The sequence below is a fragment of the Actinoplanes sp. NPDC024001 genome, assembly GCF_040638955.1.
Classification (GTDB): Bacteria; Actinomycetota; Actinomycetes; order Mycobacteriales; family Micromonosporaceae; genus Actinoplanes.
Genome location: NZ_JBEZZB010000032.1, coordinates 37,911 through 54,212, shown reverse-complemented (window position 1 = coordinate 54,212; position 16,302 = coordinate 37,911). Strand labels below are relative to the sequence as shown.

15 protein-coding genes and 1 pseudogene are annotated in these 16,302 nt (G+C 69.3%); 7 read left to right on the top strand and 9 right to left on the bottom strand.

The features are described 5' to 3' along the window. Positions 1 to 4: 4 nt before the first annotated feature. The 5 genes from AB0F81_RS15210 to AB0F81_RS15190 all read right to left on the bottom strand — a co-directional run bounded on the left by AB0F81_RS15210 (position 5) and on the right by AB0F81_RS15190 (position 3,914). On the bottom strand, positions 5 to 619 hold the full coding sequence (locus AB0F81_RS15210) for a Maf family protein (RefSeq protein ID WP_360196804.1): 615 nt from the start codon (positions 617 to 619) through the stop codon (positions 5 to 7). Between the two features lie 158 nt (positions 620 to 777). Then, a complete protein-coding gene (locus tag AB0F81_RS15205; protein ID WP_360196801.1) occupies positions 778 to 1,848 on the bottom strand; it encodes a S8 family serine peptidase in 1,071 nt (356 codons plus the stop codon). Between the two features lie 62 nt (positions 1,849 to 1,910). Continuing rightward, a complete protein-coding gene (locus AB0F81_RS15200; protein WP_360196798.1) occupies positions 1,911 to 3,209 on the bottom strand; it encodes a hypothetical protein in 1,299 nt (432 codons plus the stop codon). Beyond that, positions 3,206 to 3,631: a hypothetical protein gene (locus tag AB0F81_RS15195; protein ID WP_360196795.1), complete on the bottom strand. Its 426-nt coding sequence runs from the start codon at positions 3,629 to 3,631 to the stop codon at positions 3,206 to 3,208. The genes AB0F81_RS15200 and AB0F81_RS15195 overlap by 4 nt, the downstream gene beginning before the upstream one ends. An 85-nt stretch (positions 3,632 to 3,716) precedes the next feature. After that, positions 3,717 to 3,914 (bottom strand): acyl-CoA carboxylase epsilon subunit, encoded by a 198-nt coding sequence (locus tag AB0F81_RS15190; protein WP_360196792.1) that lies wholly within the window; start codon positions 3,912 to 3,914, stop codon positions 3,717 to 3,719. 101 nt (positions 3,915 to 4,015) lie between these two features. Between AB0F81_RS15190 and AB0F81_RS15185 the strand changes: the two are divergent. The 3 genes and pseudogenes from AB0F81_RS15185 to AB0F81_RS15175 all read left to right on the top strand — a co-directional run. Further along, a pseudogene (locus AB0F81_RS15185) lies at positions 4,016 to 5,449 on the top strand (protein kinase); the annotation flags it as partial. Positions 5,450 to 7,377: 1,928 nt separating this feature from the next. Further along, a complete protein-coding gene (locus tag AB0F81_RS15180; RefSeq protein ID WP_360196789.1) occupies positions 7,378 to 7,593 on the top strand; it encodes a hypothetical protein in 216 nt (71 codons plus the stop codon). A gap of 23 nt (positions 7,594 to 7,616) precedes the next feature. Then, the gene (locus AB0F81_RS15175) at positions 7,617 to 8,360 is read left to right on the top strand and encodes a M50 family metallopeptidase (protein WP_360196786.1); all 744 of its coding nucleotides are present in this window, start codon (positions 7,617 to 7,619) and stop codon (positions 8,358 to 8,360) included. Positions 8,361 to 8,411: 51 nt separating this feature from the next. Here the strand turns inward: AB0F81_RS15175 and AB0F81_RS15170 are convergent, their stop codons facing one another. Further along, positions 8,412 to 9,983 carry an acyl-CoA carboxylase subunit beta gene (locus AB0F81_RS15170; protein WP_360196783.1) on the bottom strand — a complete coding sequence of 524 codons (1,572 nt, stop codon included), beginning with the start codon at positions 9,981 to 9,983 and terminating at the stop codon, positions 8,412 to 8,414. A 137-nt stretch (positions 9,984 to 10,120) separates the two neighbouring features. Here AB0F81_RS15170 and AB0F81_RS15165 point away from each other — a divergent pair, with 137 nt between their 5' ends. Genes AB0F81_RS15165 through AB0F81_RS15155 form a run of 3 tightly spaced genes read left to right on the top strand, consistent with a single transcriptional unit; the run spans position 10,121 to position 12,282 of the window. Next, positions 10,121 to 10,888: a hypothetical protein gene (locus tag AB0F81_RS15165; RefSeq protein ID WP_360196780.1), complete on the top strand. Its 768-nt coding sequence runs from the start codon at positions 10,121 to 10,123 to the stop codon at positions 10,886 to 10,888. A 13-nt stretch (positions 10,889 to 10,901) separates the two neighbouring features. Next, complete coding sequence (locus AB0F81_RS15160; protein WP_360196777.1) at positions 10,902 to 11,756, top strand: biotin--[acetyl-CoA-carboxylase] ligase; 855 nt, start codon at positions 10,902 to 10,904, stop codon at positions 11,754 to 11,756. Positions 11,757 to 11,760: 4 nt separating this feature from the next. Further along, on the top strand, positions 11,761 to 12,282 hold the full coding sequence (locus tag AB0F81_RS15155; protein ID WP_360196774.1) for a PH domain-containing protein: 522 nt from the start codon (positions 11,761 to 11,763) through the stop codon (positions 12,280 to 12,282). On the opposite strand, the gene AB0F81_RS15150 is transcribed toward AB0F81_RS15155, so the two are convergent. The 3 genes from AB0F81_RS15150 to AB0F81_RS15140 are packed head-to-tail and all read right to left on the bottom strand — an operon-like array spanning position 12,279 to position 14,170. Beyond that, a complete protein-coding gene (locus AB0F81_RS15150) occupies positions 12,279 to 12,836 on the bottom strand; it encodes a GtrA family protein (protein ID WP_360196771.1) in 558 nt (185 codons plus the stop codon). The two genes, AB0F81_RS15155 and AB0F81_RS15150, sit on opposite strands and share 4 nt — an antisense overlap. 37 nt (positions 12,837 to 12,873) lie before the next feature. Then, positions 12,874 to 13,374, bottom strand: a complete 501-nt coding sequence (locus AB0F81_RS15145; RefSeq protein ID WP_360196768.1) for a GtrA family protein — start codon at positions 13,372 to 13,374, stop codon at positions 12,874 to 12,876. A gap of 52 nt (positions 13,375 to 13,426) precedes the next feature. After that, positions 13,427 to 14,170, bottom strand: coding sequence for a sigma-70 family RNA polymerase sigma factor (locus AB0F81_RS15140; protein ID WP_360196765.1), 744 nt, complete (start codon positions 14,168 to 14,170; stop codon positions 13,427 to 13,429). Positions 14,171 to 14,481: 311 nt separating this feature from the next. On the opposite strand from AB0F81_RS15140, the gene AB0F81_RS15135 reads away from it, so the two are divergent. Further along, positions 14,482 to 16,287, top strand: coding sequence for a phosphoenolpyruvate carboxykinase (GTP) (locus tag AB0F81_RS15135; RefSeq protein WP_360196762.1), 1,806 nt, complete (start codon positions 14,482 to 14,484; stop codon positions 16,285 to 16,287). The last annotated feature ends 15 nt before the right edge of the window (positions 16,288 to 16,302 follow it).

Here is a 16,302-nt window from a genome sequence, read left to right as displayed (position 1 = left end):
CGATTCAGCGGCGCCACAGGGAGGTGATGGGGACACCCATGTCGGCGAGGAGCTTGCGCAGCAACGGCAGGGACAGGCCGATCACGTTGCCCGGGTCGCCCTCGATCCGGTCCACGAAGGCGCCGCCCCGCCCGTCCAGCGTGAACGCCCCAGCCACCTGCAAGGGCTCGCCAGAAGCGACATAAGCCTCGATCTCCGCGTCGCTGACGTCCGCGAAATGCACCGTGGTGGTCCCGACAGCCTCCGCCTGCAGGCCGCTGACCAGCCCCGTCAGGTGATGCCCGGTGTGCAGCACCCCCGACTTGCCGCGCATCGCCGTCCAGCGCTTGACGGCTTCCTCGGCGTTGGCGGGCTTCCCGAACACCTCACCCTCGAACGCCAGCACCGAATCGCAGCCGAGCACCAGCGCCCCCGGATCGGCCGGCAGTTGGGCGGCCACCGTCCGCGCCTTCATCCGCGCCAGGGCGAGGCTCATCGTGTACGCGTCGTCGGCGTCCACCACACTCTCGTCGACCCCGCTGACGATGACCTCGGCGTCGATCCCGGCCCCGGTGAGCAGCGCCCGCCGGGCAGGGCTGGCCGAGGCGAGGATCAGGCGGTACACGATGTCGGTCTGCACGAGAAAGGAGACTACAAGCCTCAAGCAGGCAAAAGTGCGCGCAAGCGCCGTGTTTCAGCCGGACAACCACACAAATCGCGCGCAGGGCTGCGCTGGTTCCTGGGCGTCTATGCACTCCCTGGAGTGCTCAGAGCCCGTGATCAGCCGGTCGCGGCTCGTCATTGGGGCTGCCGTCGTCTCTGCGAGACGAGAAGCGCGACGATTGTGCCGGTCACGATGATTGCCGCACCCCCGCCAATGACCGCCGGCCAGACGGCACCGGAGGATTCCGGCTCAGGCCGAGCCCCAGCCGTCCCTCCCGCCGACGCCGAGGCCGTCGCAGATCCCGGCGCCCCGGTCCCCGGGCCGGCGCTCGATCCGAGGGGCGGCACGTCAGCAGTCAACGCCTTGACCACGTTCAGCACCCCAAACCCACACTCCTCATCCCTCCCCGGCGGCCCGATATCCGTAGCGGTGGAGGTAAGCCGATGAATGACCTCCGGTGCCGTCAGCTCAGGAAACTCAGACCGCACCAGAGCGGCCGCTCCCGAAACAATCGCCGTCGCCGCCGAAGTCCCACTTACTATGCGGTAGCCATTATTTAGTGCCGTGGTGACGATATTGGAACCTGGTGCGCAAATCTCCACCTTAGGTCCTGTGGTCGAGAAGCTTGCGTGTTCGCCGGATCTGTTTATGGCACCTACTGCTAGCACGCCAGGAATTGCCGCGGGGTAGCCGAATAGGATGCTGCTAGTGTTGTTTCCGGCCGCAGCGACAAGAACTGAGTCAGCCCGATTTGCGGCATGAACTGCATCGTCTAGTATTTTTGATCGTGCCGTTACTGCGGAAACATTGATTACACGAGCGCCATTTTCAGCTGCCCATTTAATCCCGGTGGCCAAGTCGGGACCTCCGTCCTCGGCGCTAGAAGTTCTAACCGGAAGTATTTTTGCCGCAGGGGCTATCCCTAATACGCCATCGTCCCCAGCGTGTCCATGGCTGTGTCCAGCGATTATCCCCGCCATGTGTGTCCCATGGCCGGACGCGTCTGTTCGGCCGGTGCCGTCGCCGCCGGGCACCGTGTCCGTTCCCTGAGCCAGATTGTCTTTCAGGTCGAGGTGAGGCGATACGCCGCTATCCGGAAGTCCGACAGTCACTCCGGCGCCGCTAGTAATGTGATGCGCTTGGGGCAGATCAAGGTACGCGAGATGCCACTGCGATTCCTGAACTGCGTCCGAATGGGCAGACATCCCTGAGAGTTGTGAGTAAATGATGAGGGCGGCCCCGAGGGAGGAGGCTGATCTCCGCAGGTTCACTTTTTGGGGAGCCCGATTGCGGGGCCGGGGTCGAAATCCTCAGGAGGATCCGGTCGGAGCACCGGGGGAATCCCTTGATTTGTTTTCCAAGGATTGTCCGGATCCTTTCGGCGAGACTGAATACCTCGGATCTGCCCGCTTCCCAAGGGTCGGTTATTGGGAGCAGTTCCTTGGCCAATTAGGCCGCCAACAGGATTAACTCTTTGAGTACTGACGCGTCCCGGACCTGGCTGTCCTGCGCCGGAACTGGGAAGGCCGCCAATAATACCGCCGTGCGGGGTTGTTCGGCTAAATGGTCCACTTGTTGATGGCGGGTTGACGGGCCCGATTTTTCCTGACTGCCTGCTGCCTATCGGTTCGGACGGCCGCGTTGGTGTTGGCATCACGCCGAGGTGAGGTGTTGTGGCTACAGGGCTCTTAGGCGGTGTTGGCGAATCGAAGTCAGGCTGGACTGCTTTTGGCGTGGTCTGCGATTCCCCGAGAACAGGTCCTGGGGCTTGAGGGCTAGGCCGAGGGCTTTGCCCGCCATCACCGGAAGGCATCTCGCGGGGGTCCAGCATCGGAGGCCGTGGGGGCACTGGGCGACTTCGCAGTTCTTCGTGGTTGGTCAGCCTCGTGCTGGTCAGAGCGTTATCGCGTCGACGCGTGAGGGTGGGCGTAGCAGAAGGCAATGGCAGGCCGATCCCTTCGAGCGGGAAAGGTTCGCCTCCAGGCTCGACTGCACGCGGGCTCTTATAGAGCTTCGGCTCGATGATTGAGATCTGGGCCAGGGCCAGCTCGGAGCTGAGCGACGACATAACCCGCCTGGCCTCGTCTTCTAGCTGGGACTGGCGGTTGGGGGCCACCGGGGACTGGGGCGGCACGCCTTTCGCCTTGCCGCCGACCAGGTGGTAGGCCTTCATCTCCTCCTGATGTTCCGCGAGCATCACCTCGTTGGCCGCATGCTCGCGCTGCAAGGTCTCCATCGTCTTGCGGGCGGAATCCAGCGCGCCGGCGGCGCCGGCCAGCGCGCGATGGTTCTCCACCGCGGCGTCATATGTCTCCCGGAGGCTGGCTATCAAGGCGTCCAGCCGCTGCATGTAGGCCTGCGCCGCCGCGCTGCGCTCCGGCGGCCAGGCGGCGGCGAGGCTTTCGCGGTAACGCTCGACGCCGGCGATGTGCTGCAGGACCAACTCGTACGACCGTTTCCAGGCGCCGACCAGGTGTTGGTGTGCGGCCCCGTCGTGGGGTTCGATCATCGACCACATCTCGGGGACGCGCAGCGCCCACCAGTTCGTGCCGCCGCTGTCGATCATGAAGGGTCCTCCTCGGTGGCGGGGAGGAGGCCGGCGGTGCGGAGCCCGGCGTGCACGTCGGTGACCTTGGCGCGGGCGAAGGCGTCGGCGCCGCGGTATTTCTCGCTCACCTCGTGGGCCGCGGTGGCGAAACCGTAGGTCCCGTTGGCGTAGTTGTAGACGTTCTGCAGGGCCGCGTCCTGCGCCCGCTCGTGGGCGGCCAGGAACAGGCCCAGCTCGGCGAAGCCCACATGGGCGGGTGGCAGTGTCGTGAGCATCGAATGGCTGACGTCCTGCGCCCGTGGTGCGTAATTCTGCTCGACGTCCGCTTTGAGTTTCGCCGCGAAGTCCTCCATGGCGAGGATGTCAGCCTCGATGTCGCCGAAGTCGGTGTGACCGTAGTCGCGCAGCCACGCCGGACCGCGGTCCTCTTCAGGGATCATCGGGCGACCTCCATCGACGCCGAACGAATTACCCCTGCGAGGTTAACCGTTCACAGCCCGTATTTCCGCCCCCTGTGGACAACGCTCAGCGGGGCAGCGCGGAGGACCGCCAAGTCCGTGGTTTGCTGGTCGGGCGGGCTGATCGGATCCAGTCCGAGGCCGGAATGGCCGTCGTTCCGGAATTGACCGAAGTGGATCGAGATGCCAGGATGGCGGCCAGCGCGGCCAGCTCATGATCGTCTAGGCTTCCTCGTACGACGCTGACCAGCGGTTCCTCATTCATCAACCGAGCGTACGACGGGGTCCGGGAGTTCCGGTGACACGTGTCCCACACTCGGCTGATCAATTCGCGGCCGCTCGACAGAACCAGGTATTTTCTGCGTGATGTCTTCTTCTCCCCCACTCGTTGTCGCTGATCGGTACCGGCTCGTTGCGCCGCTCGGTCAGGGCGGGATGGGGCGTGTCTGGCGGGCGACGGACGTCGTCCTTCACCGCGACGTGGCCATCAAGGAACTCGTGCCGCCACCAGGGCTGACGCCCGGCGAGCGGCAGGAGATGCGGGAGCGTTCGCTGCGCGAGGCGCGCGCGATCGCCCGCCTCAACAACATCAACGTGGTTCGCGTCTTCGACGTGCTGCGCACCGACGCGGACCCGTGGATCGTGATGGAGTACGTGGCCTCCCGCTCGCTGCAGGACACCCTGGCGGCCGACGGCCCGTTCAATCCGGTCCGCGCCGCGGAGATCGGCCTCGGCGTGCTGAACGCGCTACGGGCCGCGCACCGGGCCGGCGTCGTGCACCGTGACGTCAAGCCGGGCAACGTGCTGCTCGGCGCCGACGGCCGCGTCGTGCTGACCGATTTCGGTCTGGCCACCGTCCCCGGCGACCCGAATGTGACTCGCACCGGCCTGGTGCTGGGTTCCCCGGCCTACATCGCGCCCGAGCGGGCCCGCGACGGCACGGCCGGTCCGGCGGCTGACCTGTGGTCGCTCGGCGCCACCCTGTTCGCCGCGGTGGAGGGGCAGTCCCCGTTCGCCCGCCCGTCGGCGATCGCCACGCTGGCCGCGCTGGCCACGGAAAACGTGCCCCCGTCCCGGAACGCGGGGCCGCTCAAGCCCGTACTGAACGGGTTGTTGCGCAAGGATCCCGCGCACCGCATCAATGCGGAGGAGGCCGAGCGGCTGCTGTCGCGCGCCGCCGGGCGGCGCGCGAAGATCACGTTCCCGATGAGCCCGACCATGCGCCGGCCGGGTGTCGGCCGGGAGCGGCCGTCGTTGCCGAGTGGCCCGGGTGGGCCGCCGGTTCTGCCCGGTTCCGGCTTCGCCACCGGTTCGGCGCCGGTGGTGCCCAATCCGCGTCCGCCGGTCGCCGCGCCGCCGCCCGGCACCCGGACGCCGTTCGCCTCCGGCAAGGCGTCGGTCAACGCGCCGACCCCGCCGGACGCTCCGCCGCGCGCTTCGCGCCCGGGGAGCAAACCCCTCGACGCGACGCGGCTGGACACGCCGCCGGTCCCCGGCGAGACCACCAACCTTTCCGGTACGCCGAACGCGCCGCGCGGTCCCCAGATCCGCCCGGGCACCGCGCCGGTCCGGCCGGCTTCGGCTTCTCCGCCGCCGACGGCCCCGGTCAGCCCGGCCCGGGTGGGGTTCACCGCCGCGGATGTCGCCGCCAACCGGCGGAAGAAGGCGGCGCCGGAGCATGAGCGGTCGCTGGCCGCCGCCACCGGGGCTTTCCCGATCATTCAGAGCCCGGATGACGCCGCGCAGGCGACGACGGTGATGCCGGCCGGTCAGGCGCCCGCGAAGGCCGGTACTGCTGGTGTGACATCGGATACAGCTGCGAAGGGTGCGGCGGCTGGGGCCGACCAGGCGTCCGTCAAGGACTCGGCCGCGGTTGACAAGCCGTCCACGGCGTCCGCCAGGGACTCGGCCGACAGCGACACGCCCGGGGCTGACAAGGGCTTGAGTGCGTCCGCCAAGCAGTCCGCCGTGGCCGCCGGTGACTCGGCCGTGTCGGCCGAGGGCTCGGGCGCCGCGGTCAAGGATTCCGGCAAGCCCGCCGAGGGTTCGGCAGTGACGGCCGAGGGTTCGGCGGCGGCCGGCAGGGGCGCGGCCACGTCTGCTGACGGTTCGGCGGCCGCCGAGGGTGTGGCCACGTCAGCTGAGGGTTCGGCGGTGGCCGGCAAGGGTTCGACCGCGTCGGCCCAGGGTGCGGCGGCGGCCGGCAAGGGTGCGGTCACGTCTGCTGAGGGTTCGACCGCGTCGGCTCAGAGTCCGGCGATGGCCGGCAAGGGTGCGGTCACGTCCGCTGAGGGTTCCTCCGCATCGGCCGACAGCTCGGCTGCATCGGCCGATGGCTCGGCCGCGGCCGGCAAGGGCGCGGCTACCTCTGCTGAGGGTTCGGCCGCTTCGGCGGCTGCAGGCAAGGACTCGGCCGAGGAGGCGCCCTCGCAGGCTGGGGACGTGACGTTCTCCGATGAAGCGGCCAAGGCGAAGTCGCAGCCGGTCGAGACGTCTGCCAAGTCCGAGCCCGCCCACGCGGATTCGGGCAAGGCGAATCCGGCTGGGGAGTCCGAAGCAAAGACCAAGCAGGACAACTCCGGGACGCCGGCCGAGAACGCAGCAGCCGATAAGGCGCTGGCCGAGAACGCGGCGTCCGAAAAGGCGCTGGCCGGTAACGCGGCGGCCGGAAACGCAGCGACCGGTAACGCGGCAGCTGGGAACGCGCTGGCCGAGAACGCGGCGTCCGAGGACACCACAGTCGACGCCGCGGCCGAGAAGAAGAGCTTGGCTGGGGATAAGAAAGCCACCCCCGCGAAGCCCGACCCCGCCGCCGACCCCGACAAGACCTCGTTCGTCGACGTCGACAAGACCTCCTTCGTCGACTTCACCGCGGTCGTCCCACCGCCGCCGCCCGCCGCCGACGAGCAGACCCGCGTGGTCGGCAGCCTGGACCAGTTCACCCGGCCCAGCCGCCCCGCGTGGAACCCCATGCCACAGCGCCCGGCCGCGCGCCGTACCGGAATCACCGTGCTCGGGACGACGCTCACCCGGCGGCAGGCCGCCATCGGTCTCGGCATCGTGCTGACGTTCGTCCTGCTCGTCGGCATCATCCTGGTGCAGGCGTTCGGCAAGGACTCGCCCGCGACGGACCCGAACGCCGCGAAGCCCGCGGCCGCGGCGACCGGCAAGCCGGGCAGCGGCAAGCCGAGTGCCGGCGCGCCGTCGCCGGCCGGTTCCGCGCCGGCCTCGCCGACCGGGGTCTCGGTCCCGGACGGCTGGCACACCTACCGGGGTGACGGGTTCAGCTTCCCGGTGCCGGACAGCGTCCGCTCCTCCGGCGGCGGCAGCGGCATCATGCTGCAGTGGAAGAACCGCCTGGTCCGCGTCGACATCATGGACGGCTCGCTGAAGGACCCGGTCGAGTTCCTGCGTGAGCAGGACACCGGCCGCTACAACAACTACCGCGAGATCGGGATCACCAAGCTCGACTACCACGGCCCGGCCGCCGACTGGGAGTTCTACTACACCACCGGCAGCGGTTCCGAGCAGCGCGTCGTGCGGCGGGCTTTCGAGCTCGACGGCAAGACGTGGTTGCTCAGCTGGTACACCCAGACGAAGGATTGGGAAGCGGCGAAGAAGGACTGGCAGGTCATCGCTCAGGAGTTCCAAGCCGGGTAGCGGGCACCACCATGCGTGAGATCGGGACGGCTGGGTAGTTATCCAGGATCACGGATGGAGGTGCCATCATGAACTGCCGACGACACGGCAGTAAGCCCACGATCGCCCTGTGGATGCTGGTAGCGGTGGCTGACGTCGCGCTGATCGTCGCGGCCGCCGGTCTGCTCACGGTTCTGCTCGTCGTCGCCGGCGCCACGGTGGTGGCCGGTGGCGTGCTCGCTGCGCGTAACTTCAGCCGGCGCGAGCCGGAGCCCGCGAAGGCGGTGGTACGCCGTCGCGCATAGCGTGATCGGCTACAGTCCCCGGCGTGTTGTCGATCGACGGTGTGACTGACCTCTGGGACCAACTGTTCGGTGCCCAGCCCGATCCACCCGGCCTGCTCGTGCTGCTGACCGCGGTGGCCGGCTTCCTCGCTGTGGCGATCCGCCCGATCTGGCGGATTGCCCGTAACGCCGTCACCATCGCGCATGAGGGTGGCCACGCCCTGTTCGCCCTGTTGACGGGCCGCAAGCTGCGCGGGATCCGGCTGGAGTTCGACACGTCCGGTCTGACCCTGTCGGCGGGCCGCCCGACCGGGCCCGGCATGATGCTGACCCTGCTCGGCGGCTACATCGCGCCGTCGCTGGTCGGTGTGCTCGGCGCCTGGCTGCTCGGCGGCAACCGCATCACGCTGCTGCTCTGGCTGGCCGTGGTGCTGCTGCTGCTCATGCTGATCAACATCAGGAACCTGTTCGGGGTGATCTCGCTGGTCGCGACCGGCGCGATCGTCTTCGTGGTGTCCTGGTACGCGTCTGCGGAGGTGCAGGCCGCCTTCGCGTACGCCGGGGTGTGGTTCCTGCTGATCGGCGGGGTGCGGCCGGTGTTCGAGCTGCAGACGCTGCGCAACCGCGGCCGGATGCGCGACTCGGACGCGGATCAGCTCGCCCGGATCACGCATGTTCCCGCCCTGTTCTGGGTGGGGATCTTCCTGGTGGTGAACCTGGCCGCGCTGGCTGTCGGCGCGTTCCTGCTGGCCGGTCAGTGGCTTCCGGAGCTGTCCACGACTTTGTGACCATTCGCGGTCAGCGATCCGGCGCCTGCTGCGGCACCCCGCCGTGCGTGCTCAGAGCGGGATGTTGCCGTGCTTCTTCGGCGGCAGGGTCTCGCGCTTGGTCCGCAGCATCCGCAGGGCCCGGGTCACCTGCGAGCGGGTCTGCGCTGGCCGGATGACCGCGTCCACATATCCCCGCTCGGCCGCGATGTACGGGTTGGCCAGCGTGTCCTCGTACTCCTGGATCAGCTCGGCCCGGCGCTGGACCGGATCGGACGCCTCCGCGAGGTCCCCGCGGTAGAGGATGTTGACCGCGCCCTGTGCGCCCATCACCGCGATCTGCGCAGTCGGCCAGGCGAAGTTGACGTCCGCGCCGATGTGCTTGGAGCCCATCACGTCGTACGCCCCGCCGTAGGCCTTGCGCGTGATGACGGTGACCTTGGGGACGGTGGCCTCGGCGTACGCGTAGATGAGCTTGGCGCCGCGCCGGATGATGCCGTCCCACTCCTGCCCGGTGCCTGGCAGGAAGCCGGGCACGTCGACGAAGGTGAGCACCGGGATGTTGAAGGCGTCGCAGGTGCGCACGAAGCGGGCGGCCTTCTCCGAGGCGGCGATGTCCAGGGTGCCGGCGAGGCTCATCGGCTGGTTGGCGACGACACCGACCGGGCGGCCCTCGACGCGGCCGAAACCGACCACGATGTTCTGCGCGTAGAGCGGCTGCACCTCGAGGAACTCGTCGACGACCGTCTCGACGACCTTCTTGATGTCGTAGGGCTGGTTCGGCGAGTCCGGGATCAGGGTGTCCAGCGCCAGGTCCGCCTCGCTGTCCGACAGGTCGGCGGGCTCGTCGTAGACCTGCGGCTCGTCCAGGTTGTTCGACGGCAGGTAGGACAGCAGCGCCCGCACGTAGTCGATCGCGTCCTCCTCGTCGCTGGCGAGGTAGTGCGCGTTGCCGCTGCGGGTGTTGTGGGTGCGCGCGCCGCCCAGTTCCTCCATGCCGACCTCTTCACCGGTGACCGTCTTGATCACGTCCGGCCCGGTGATGAACATGTGGGAGGTCTGGTCGACCATGACGGTGAAGTCGGTGATCGCGGGGGAGTAGACCGCCCCGCCGGCACAGGGACCCATGATCAGCGAAATCTGCGGGATGACGCCGCTGGCCCGTACGTTGCGGAAGAAGATGTCGGCGTAGAGACCGAGAGCGACCACGCCTTCCTGGATCCGTGCTCCGCCGGAGTCGTTGATCCCGATGATCGGGCAGCCGATCTTCATGGCCAGGTCGAGCACCTTGACGATCTTCTCGCCGAAGACCTCGCCGAGCGATCCGCCGAAGACCGTGAAGTCCTGGGAGAACACGCACACCTGGCGGCCGTCGACGGTGCCGTAACCGGTGACCACGCCATCGCCGTAGGGCCGGTTCTTGTCCAGGCCGAAGGCGGTGGACCGGTGCCGGGCCAGCTCGTCGAGCTCGACGAAGGAGTCCTTGTCGAGCAGCAGCTCGATCCGCTCCCGTGCCGTCTTCTTGCCGCGGGCGTGCTGCTTCTCGATGGCCCGGGCGGAACCCGCGTGCACCGCTTCGTCGGTGCGGCGGTTGAGGTCGGCGAGCTTACCGGCGGTGGTGTGGATGTCGGGCTGCGATGTCACGGTGATCTCCACGCTCGGAAGGCGGCGGTGCGCTGAACCTTTCAACCTGGGCTTGATCGTAGCGGGACGGGCGGCGCGCCGGGCGGGCGTCGCTACGGGTGCGTTTCATACCCAATGCCCCATTCGTTACTACTCTCGTGACGAACTGGATGACCGCGGCAGGGCTCGCCTTCATCGCAGGCGGCCTCGCCACGCTGATCAGCTTCCGCGCCATGCTCTTCGGCGGCGGCGCTCGTCGCGCGACCCGGGCCGGCGCCCCGGCCCGTCGCCGGCGTTCGAGAACCGCGGTCGCCGAACCCGTGCAGCCCGCGGAGAGCCGGGTGGGACGGCGCCGCCGGCTGGCCGCCGCCTTCAGCGGGCAGCCGACCGACACCGATCCCGGGACCAGCGGGCTCGCCTCGATCGGCCTGGCCGACGAGGACCCGGAGCCCGCCGAGGAGCGGGAGGTCGCCGAGGAGCACGAGGAGCACGAGCACTACGAAGAGCACGAGGAGTACGAGGAAGCCCCGGAGCCGGTGGTCGACCGCATCGAGGGCTGGGTGCGGCCGAGCTACCGCGACCTGGACGACCGCCCGCCGGCCGGCGACTACTGGACCCCGGTCCCGGACGACCTCTACGCCGACCCGGAGCCGTCGGCACGCGGTTACGGCTGGCCGGTCCCGGTGGAGCGGCTGCCCCCGGTCCCGTCCTACGAGCCGGCCACCGGGTTCGACCTGACCCCGGTGCAGGCGGCCGAACCGACCACGCTCGTGCCGACCTGGCCACCGGACGACCAGGAACGCCGGATCCGGCTGCCACGGTCCTGGGCGACCCGCGACGAGAAGGACCGGCCCCGGCCCCGCCCCCGGCCGGATCGCCGGGCGGAGCCCTACGTCAGCCGCCACTCGGCCGGTCCGCACGGCTGACTAGGCTGCCGGGGTGGCTTCCTCGTCGTACGCCGACCTCGACCGCCCGCCGCTGTCCGCACGGGCGCTGACCCGGGCGCTGGTCGTACCCGGCGGTTTCTGGTCCCGGCTGGACCTGCGCGACGAGACCGGCTCGACCAACGCCGACGCCGCCGAGGCGGCCCGGCAGGGAGAGCCGGAAGGCCTGGTCGTGGTGGCCGAGAGCCAGGTCGCCGGGCGGGGTCGGCGGGACCGGCAGTGGGTCTCGCCGCCGCGGGCCGGGCTCACCCTGAGCGTGCTGCTGCGGCCGGGCGCCGCCGGCCCGCAGCGTGACTGGGCGCCGGTGCCGGCCGCCGCGTTCGGCTGGCTGCCGCTGCTCGCCGGGGTGACGCTGCGCACCGCGGTCACCGAGGTGGCCGGGGTCGAGGCCGCCCTGAAGTGGCCGAACGACCTGCTCGTCGGCGACCGCAAGTGCGCCGGGATCCTGGCCGAGGTGGCCGGCGACGCCGTGGTGATCGGGATCGGTCTCAACGTGAGCACGCGCGCCGAGGAGCTGCCGGCCACCACCGGGGTCGCGGCCACGTCACTGCGAGTCGCCGGGGCCGAGCATCTCGACCGGGATCCGCTGCTGCGGGCGCTGCTGCGCGGCCTGGCCCGCTGGTATCAGGGCTGGCGCGAGGCCGGTGGCGACGCCGAGATGTGCGGGCTGCTCGGCGAGTACCAGCGGGGCTGCGCGACCGTCGGGCGCACCGTGCGGGTGCTGCTGCCCGGCGGCGGCGAGCTGACCGGGGAGGCGCTCAGCGTGGACCGCGACGGACAACTGGTGATCCGTACGGTGGATGCCGGCGAACATCGGGTCTCGGCCGGGGACGTGCTGCACGTACGCTGACCGCGTGGCGTTCCCGGACGATGTGCTCTCGGACGAGGAGGAAGTGGTCCTCCACCTCCGTCCGCACTGGAAGGCGGCGGTGGCACCGGTCCTGGTGCTGCTGCTGACGCTGACCGGCTTCGTGACGGCCTGGGTGCTGCTGCCGGACACCGAGGGCGGCCGGATCGGCCTGGGCCTGGTCGCCGCCATCATGCTCTGGCACGGCGTGCGCTACGGCGCCTACCCGCTGCTGTCCTGGCGCTGCACCCACTACGTGCTGACCGACGAGCGGATCCTGATGCAGCACGGCATCCTGGCCCGCGAGCGGCGCGACCTGCCGCTGAACCGGGTCAACGACCACGCGCTGACCCAGTCGCTGCTGGACCGGGTGCTGCGCAGCGGGACGCTGACCATCGACTCGATCGGTGACCAGAGCGCCCGGCTGACCGGGGTGCCGCAGGCGCCGCAGGTGCAGACGCTGCTCTACGAGCTGATCGAGCAGGCCCCCGCCGACGAGGAGGAAGAGGCCGCCGAGGAGGTCCGTTAGCGGGCGTCCAGCTCGGCTTTCAGGTCGAGCCGGGCCACGCTGCCGGGGTGCTCGACGGCGCTCAGCTCGGCCAGGCCGGCGGTGGCGTCGAGCTCGGTGATCGCGCCCTCGTGCCCGTCGACCGGCGGCTTGAGGAAGACGAACGTGCGGTACGCCCAGAACCGGAAGATCGTCGCGGTGGCGATGCCGAACAGGGTCACCGTCATGAACAGCAGCTCGTCGTGCTCCTCGGTGAGGCCGAAACCGTACTTGCCGATCGCGATCGCGCCGGACTGGATGACCATGCCGACCAGGTTGAACCCGAAGAACAGCGTGTACTCACGGCGCAGCGCGGTCCGGGTGTGGTTGCGGTAGGTCCAGTAGCGGTTCGCCACGTAGGCCAGCGTGGTGGTGACGACCGTGCCCACGACGCTCGCCTTGACCGCGCCGATCGGCAGCAGGACGTAGGTGATCGCCATGTAGAGCAGGGTGTTGCCGGCGCCGATGATGCCGAAGGCGAGGGCTTCCGGAGCGAGACGGCGCAGGCGATCCGTCAGCGAGCTGGCTGAGGGCATTGGGCAACCTTACGGGAACGGTGACGGTTACGCCGAGTCACTGAGCGGCGGATGAGGGCGAGGGCACACGTGGCTCGGCGCCGACCCGGAAGACGAACCGGCGGTACGACCAGAAACGGAACAGAGTGCCGAACGCGGTGCCGACCAGCTGCCCCGAGATGTTGTCGGCGACCGGGCTCTGCAGCGCGGGCCAGATCTGCCCGAGGCCGTAGTGGCTGATCGCCAGGCAGATCAGGGCGATGCCCAGGCCGATCGCGTTGAGCACGAAGAACGTCGTGTACTGCCGGGCCATGTGGGTGTGGTCGCCGTGCCGCCAGGTCCAGAAGCGGTTGCCGAAGAACGCGAGGGTTGTCGCGATCACCGTGGAGATGACCTTGGCGGTCAGGGTCTCGCTGCCGGAGTTCAGCAGGATATTGAAGATCACCAAATCGACGGCGAAGGCGATACTCCCGACGGTGCCGAACTTGCCCAGTTCACGGGCCAGTCCCAGGAGCCGCGTACGCAGGCCGGTGGCGGGCTGCGGGGGGTTCTGAGGCACGCGTCCGAGGGTACCGGTGGGGGTCACGTGTCGCCGTCTTCGCTGCCGAGTCTTAACCGGAGGTCTCGGCATGGTGACGCTGCCGATACGGTCCGTGGCGGAAACCGTCGATTTCCTGGATCTCCGCGAGCCGTCCCCGGCACTCCTCGCACCAGGACAGATGGCTGCGCATGCGGTGGGCGTCGCGCGCGGCGAGCCGGCCGCGCACCTGGCCGCCCAGATGCTCACCGGCCCAGCGGCACTCCGGGTGATCGGCCGCGGTCACGTGCTGCTGGAGATAGAGACTGCGCAGCCCTTCGCGGGCGCGGTGGGCCAGGACCGCCACCGCGTTGGGGGTCAGTCCCATCCGCGGGGCCAGCTCGGCCGGGGTGCTGCCCTCCACCTCGGTCTGCCAGAGCACGTCGCGCCAGCGCGGCGGGAGCTGCCGAAACGCGGCCGCGGCGAAACTGCGCTCCAGCCGGTCCAGGGCCGGGTCGGTGAAGGGCTCGCCCGGGTCGTAGCGGGTCAGGTCGTCGGTGAACTCCAGCCGGCGGTCGCGCCGGGCCCGGTGGTAGCAGACGTGCCGCATGGTGGTGTGCAGGTACGCCCGGAAGGCGACCAGCGGCCCCCGCCCGGCGCGCAGGGTGGCGAAGACCTTGGCGAACGTCTCGGCGACCAGATCGTCGACGTCGGCGGGATCGCGGCTCAATCCGTACGCGAACTGGCGCGCGGCCGCGTGGTGGCGCTCGTAGAGCGTCCCGTACGCGGCCGTGTCGCCGGCCCGGACGGCGGCCAGCAGGTCGGTGTCCGAGTCCATTCCGCCTCCTGTGGCAGGAACTGCGAGGAAAGCCCGATTAGGTGAAAGTCTACGGCTTTAAGTCCTTTTTGCGAAAGTTGTCACGTGGCTGGTGTGGCACGGCCGATTTATGGCGGGACTGCGCGCAGGTGCGCCAAGTGGCGAAGAATCGATCGTCTGCGCGCAAAGTGGCCATAGATTGTGCGGTTGTCCACAGGTCTTACCGATGAACTCAACGCACCTTCGGGCTTACGCTGACGTAACTCCCATGACCGAAGCCGGACTCCCCGGCAGCTTCGTCATAGGTCAGTGCCGACCGAAGGAGCTTCACCTTGTCTCAGCCCCCTACCTCGCACTCCCGCCTGCTGGCGTGGATCGACGAGGTCGCCGCCCTGACAACGCCCGACCGGATCGTCTGGTGCGACGGTTCGGAGGCCGAGTGGACCCGCCTCACCGACGAACTCGTCGAGTCCGGCGCGCTGGTCCGTCTCGACCCGGAGAAGAAACCCAACTCGTTCTGGGCGCGTACCGACCCGTCGGACGTGGCGCGCGTCGAGGAACGCACCTTCATCTGCTCGGTCGACGAGGCCGACGCCGGGCCCACCAACAACTGGATGGCGCCGGCCGAGATGAAGCAGCTGATGACCGGGCTCTACCGGGGCTGCATGAAGGGCCGGACGATGTACGTCGTCCCGTTCGTCATGGGCCCGCTCGACGCGCCGAAACCCATGTTCGGCGTCGAGCTCACCGACAGCCCGTACGTCGTGGCCAGCATGCGCATCATGACCCGGATGGGGGCCGGGGTCCTGGAGGCCATGGGGGACGACGCCGACTTCGTGCCGTGCCTGCACTCGATCGGCGCGCCGCTCGAGCCGGGACAGCAGGACGTCGCGTGGCCGTGCAACGAGACGAAGTACATCTCGCACTTCCCGGAGACCCGCGAGATCTGGTCGTTCGGCTCCGGTTACGGCGGCAACTCGCTGCTCGGCAAGAAGTGCTACGCGCTGCGTATCGCCAGCGTGGCCGCCCGCGACGAGGGCTGGCTCGCCGAGCACATGCTGATCATGAAGCTGACCTCGCCGGAGGGCCAGGTCCGCTACATCGCCGGCGCCTTCCCGTCGGCCTGCGGCAAGACCAACCTCGCCATGCTGGAGCCGACCCTGCCGGGCTGGAAGGTCGAGACCGTCGGCGACGACATCGCCTGGATGCGCTTCGGTGAGGACGGCCGGCTCTGGGCGACCAACCCCGAGTTCGGGCTCTTCGGCGTCGCGCCCGGCACCGACTTCCACACCAACCCGAACGCCATGCGCACCCTGGCCAAGGGCAACTCGGTCTTCACCAACGTGGCCCTCACCGACGAGGGCGACATCTGGTGGGAGGGCATGGGCGAGCCGCCCGCGCACCTCACCGACTGGAAGGGCAACGACTGGACCCCGGACTCCGAGGCGCCGTCGAGCCACCCGAACAGCCGGTTCTGCACCCCGATCGAGCAGTGCCCGATCCTCGCCGCCGAGTACCACGACCCGCGCGGCGTCCCGATCGACGCGATCCTGTTCGGCGGCCGCCGCAAGACCACGGTCCCGCTGGTCAGCGAGGCTCGCGACTGGGTGCACGGGGTCTACCTCGGCGCCACCCTGTCCAGTGAGACCACCGCCGCCGCGGTCGGCCAGGTCGGCGTGGTGCGCCGCGACCCGATGGCGATGCTGCCGTTCATCGGCTACCACGCCGGCGACTACTTCCAGCACTGGATCGACATGGCGAAGGGCGCCTCGGGCGACGCCGACAAGCTGCCCAAGGTCTTCTACGTCAACTGGTTCCGCCGCGGCGACGACGGCCGGTTCCTCTGGCCGGGCTTCGGCGAGAACAGCCGGGTTCTCAAGTGGATCGTCGAGCGGCTCGACGGCAAGGCCGACGCGGTCGAGACCCCGATCGGTCACGTGCCCACCGCGGACGCGCTGGACCTGACCGGCCTCGACCTCGACCCGGCCGACCTCCAGGCCGTGCTGAAGGTCGACACCGAGGAGTGGCTCGCGGAGATCCCGCAGGTCACCGAATGGTTCGAGAAGTTCGGCGACAAGCTGCCCGCACAGCTGTGGGCGGAACTCGACGCGTTGCGCGCGCGCCTCGAGAAGGCCTGATAGGGCACGATCCCC

Excerpts from the sequence above, each read along its gene's own strand:
- AB0F81_RS15180 (WP_360196789.1), top strand. The coding sequence starts at position 7,378 with ATGAACTGCCGACGACACGGCAGTAAGCCCACGATCGCCCTGTGGATG.
- AB0F81_RS15140 (WP_360196765.1), bottom strand. The coding sequence starts at position 14,170 with ATGGACTCGGACACCGACCTGCTGGCCGCCGTCCGGGCCGGCGACACG.
- AB0F81_RS15195 (WP_360196795.1), bottom strand. The coding sequence starts at position 3,631 with ATGATCCCTGAAGAGGACCGCGGTCCGGCGTGGCTGCGCGACTACGGT.
- AB0F81_RS15190 (WP_360196792.1), bottom strand. The coding sequence starts at position 3,914 with ATGAATGAGGAACCGCTGGTCAGCGTCGTACGAGGAAGCCTAGACGAT.
- AB0F81_RS15200 (WP_360196798.1), bottom strand. The coding sequence starts at position 3,209 with ATGATCGACAGCGGCGGCACGAACTGGTGGGCGCTGCGCGTCCCCGAG.
- AB0F81_RS15205 (WP_360196801.1), bottom strand. The coding sequence starts at position 1,848 with ATGTCTGCCCATTCGGACGCAGTTCAGGAATCGCAGTGGCATCTCGCG.
- AB0F81_RS15150 (WP_360196771.1), bottom strand. The coding sequence starts at position 12,836 with ATGCCCTCAGCCAGCTCGCTGACGGATCGCCTGCGCCGTCTCGCTCCG.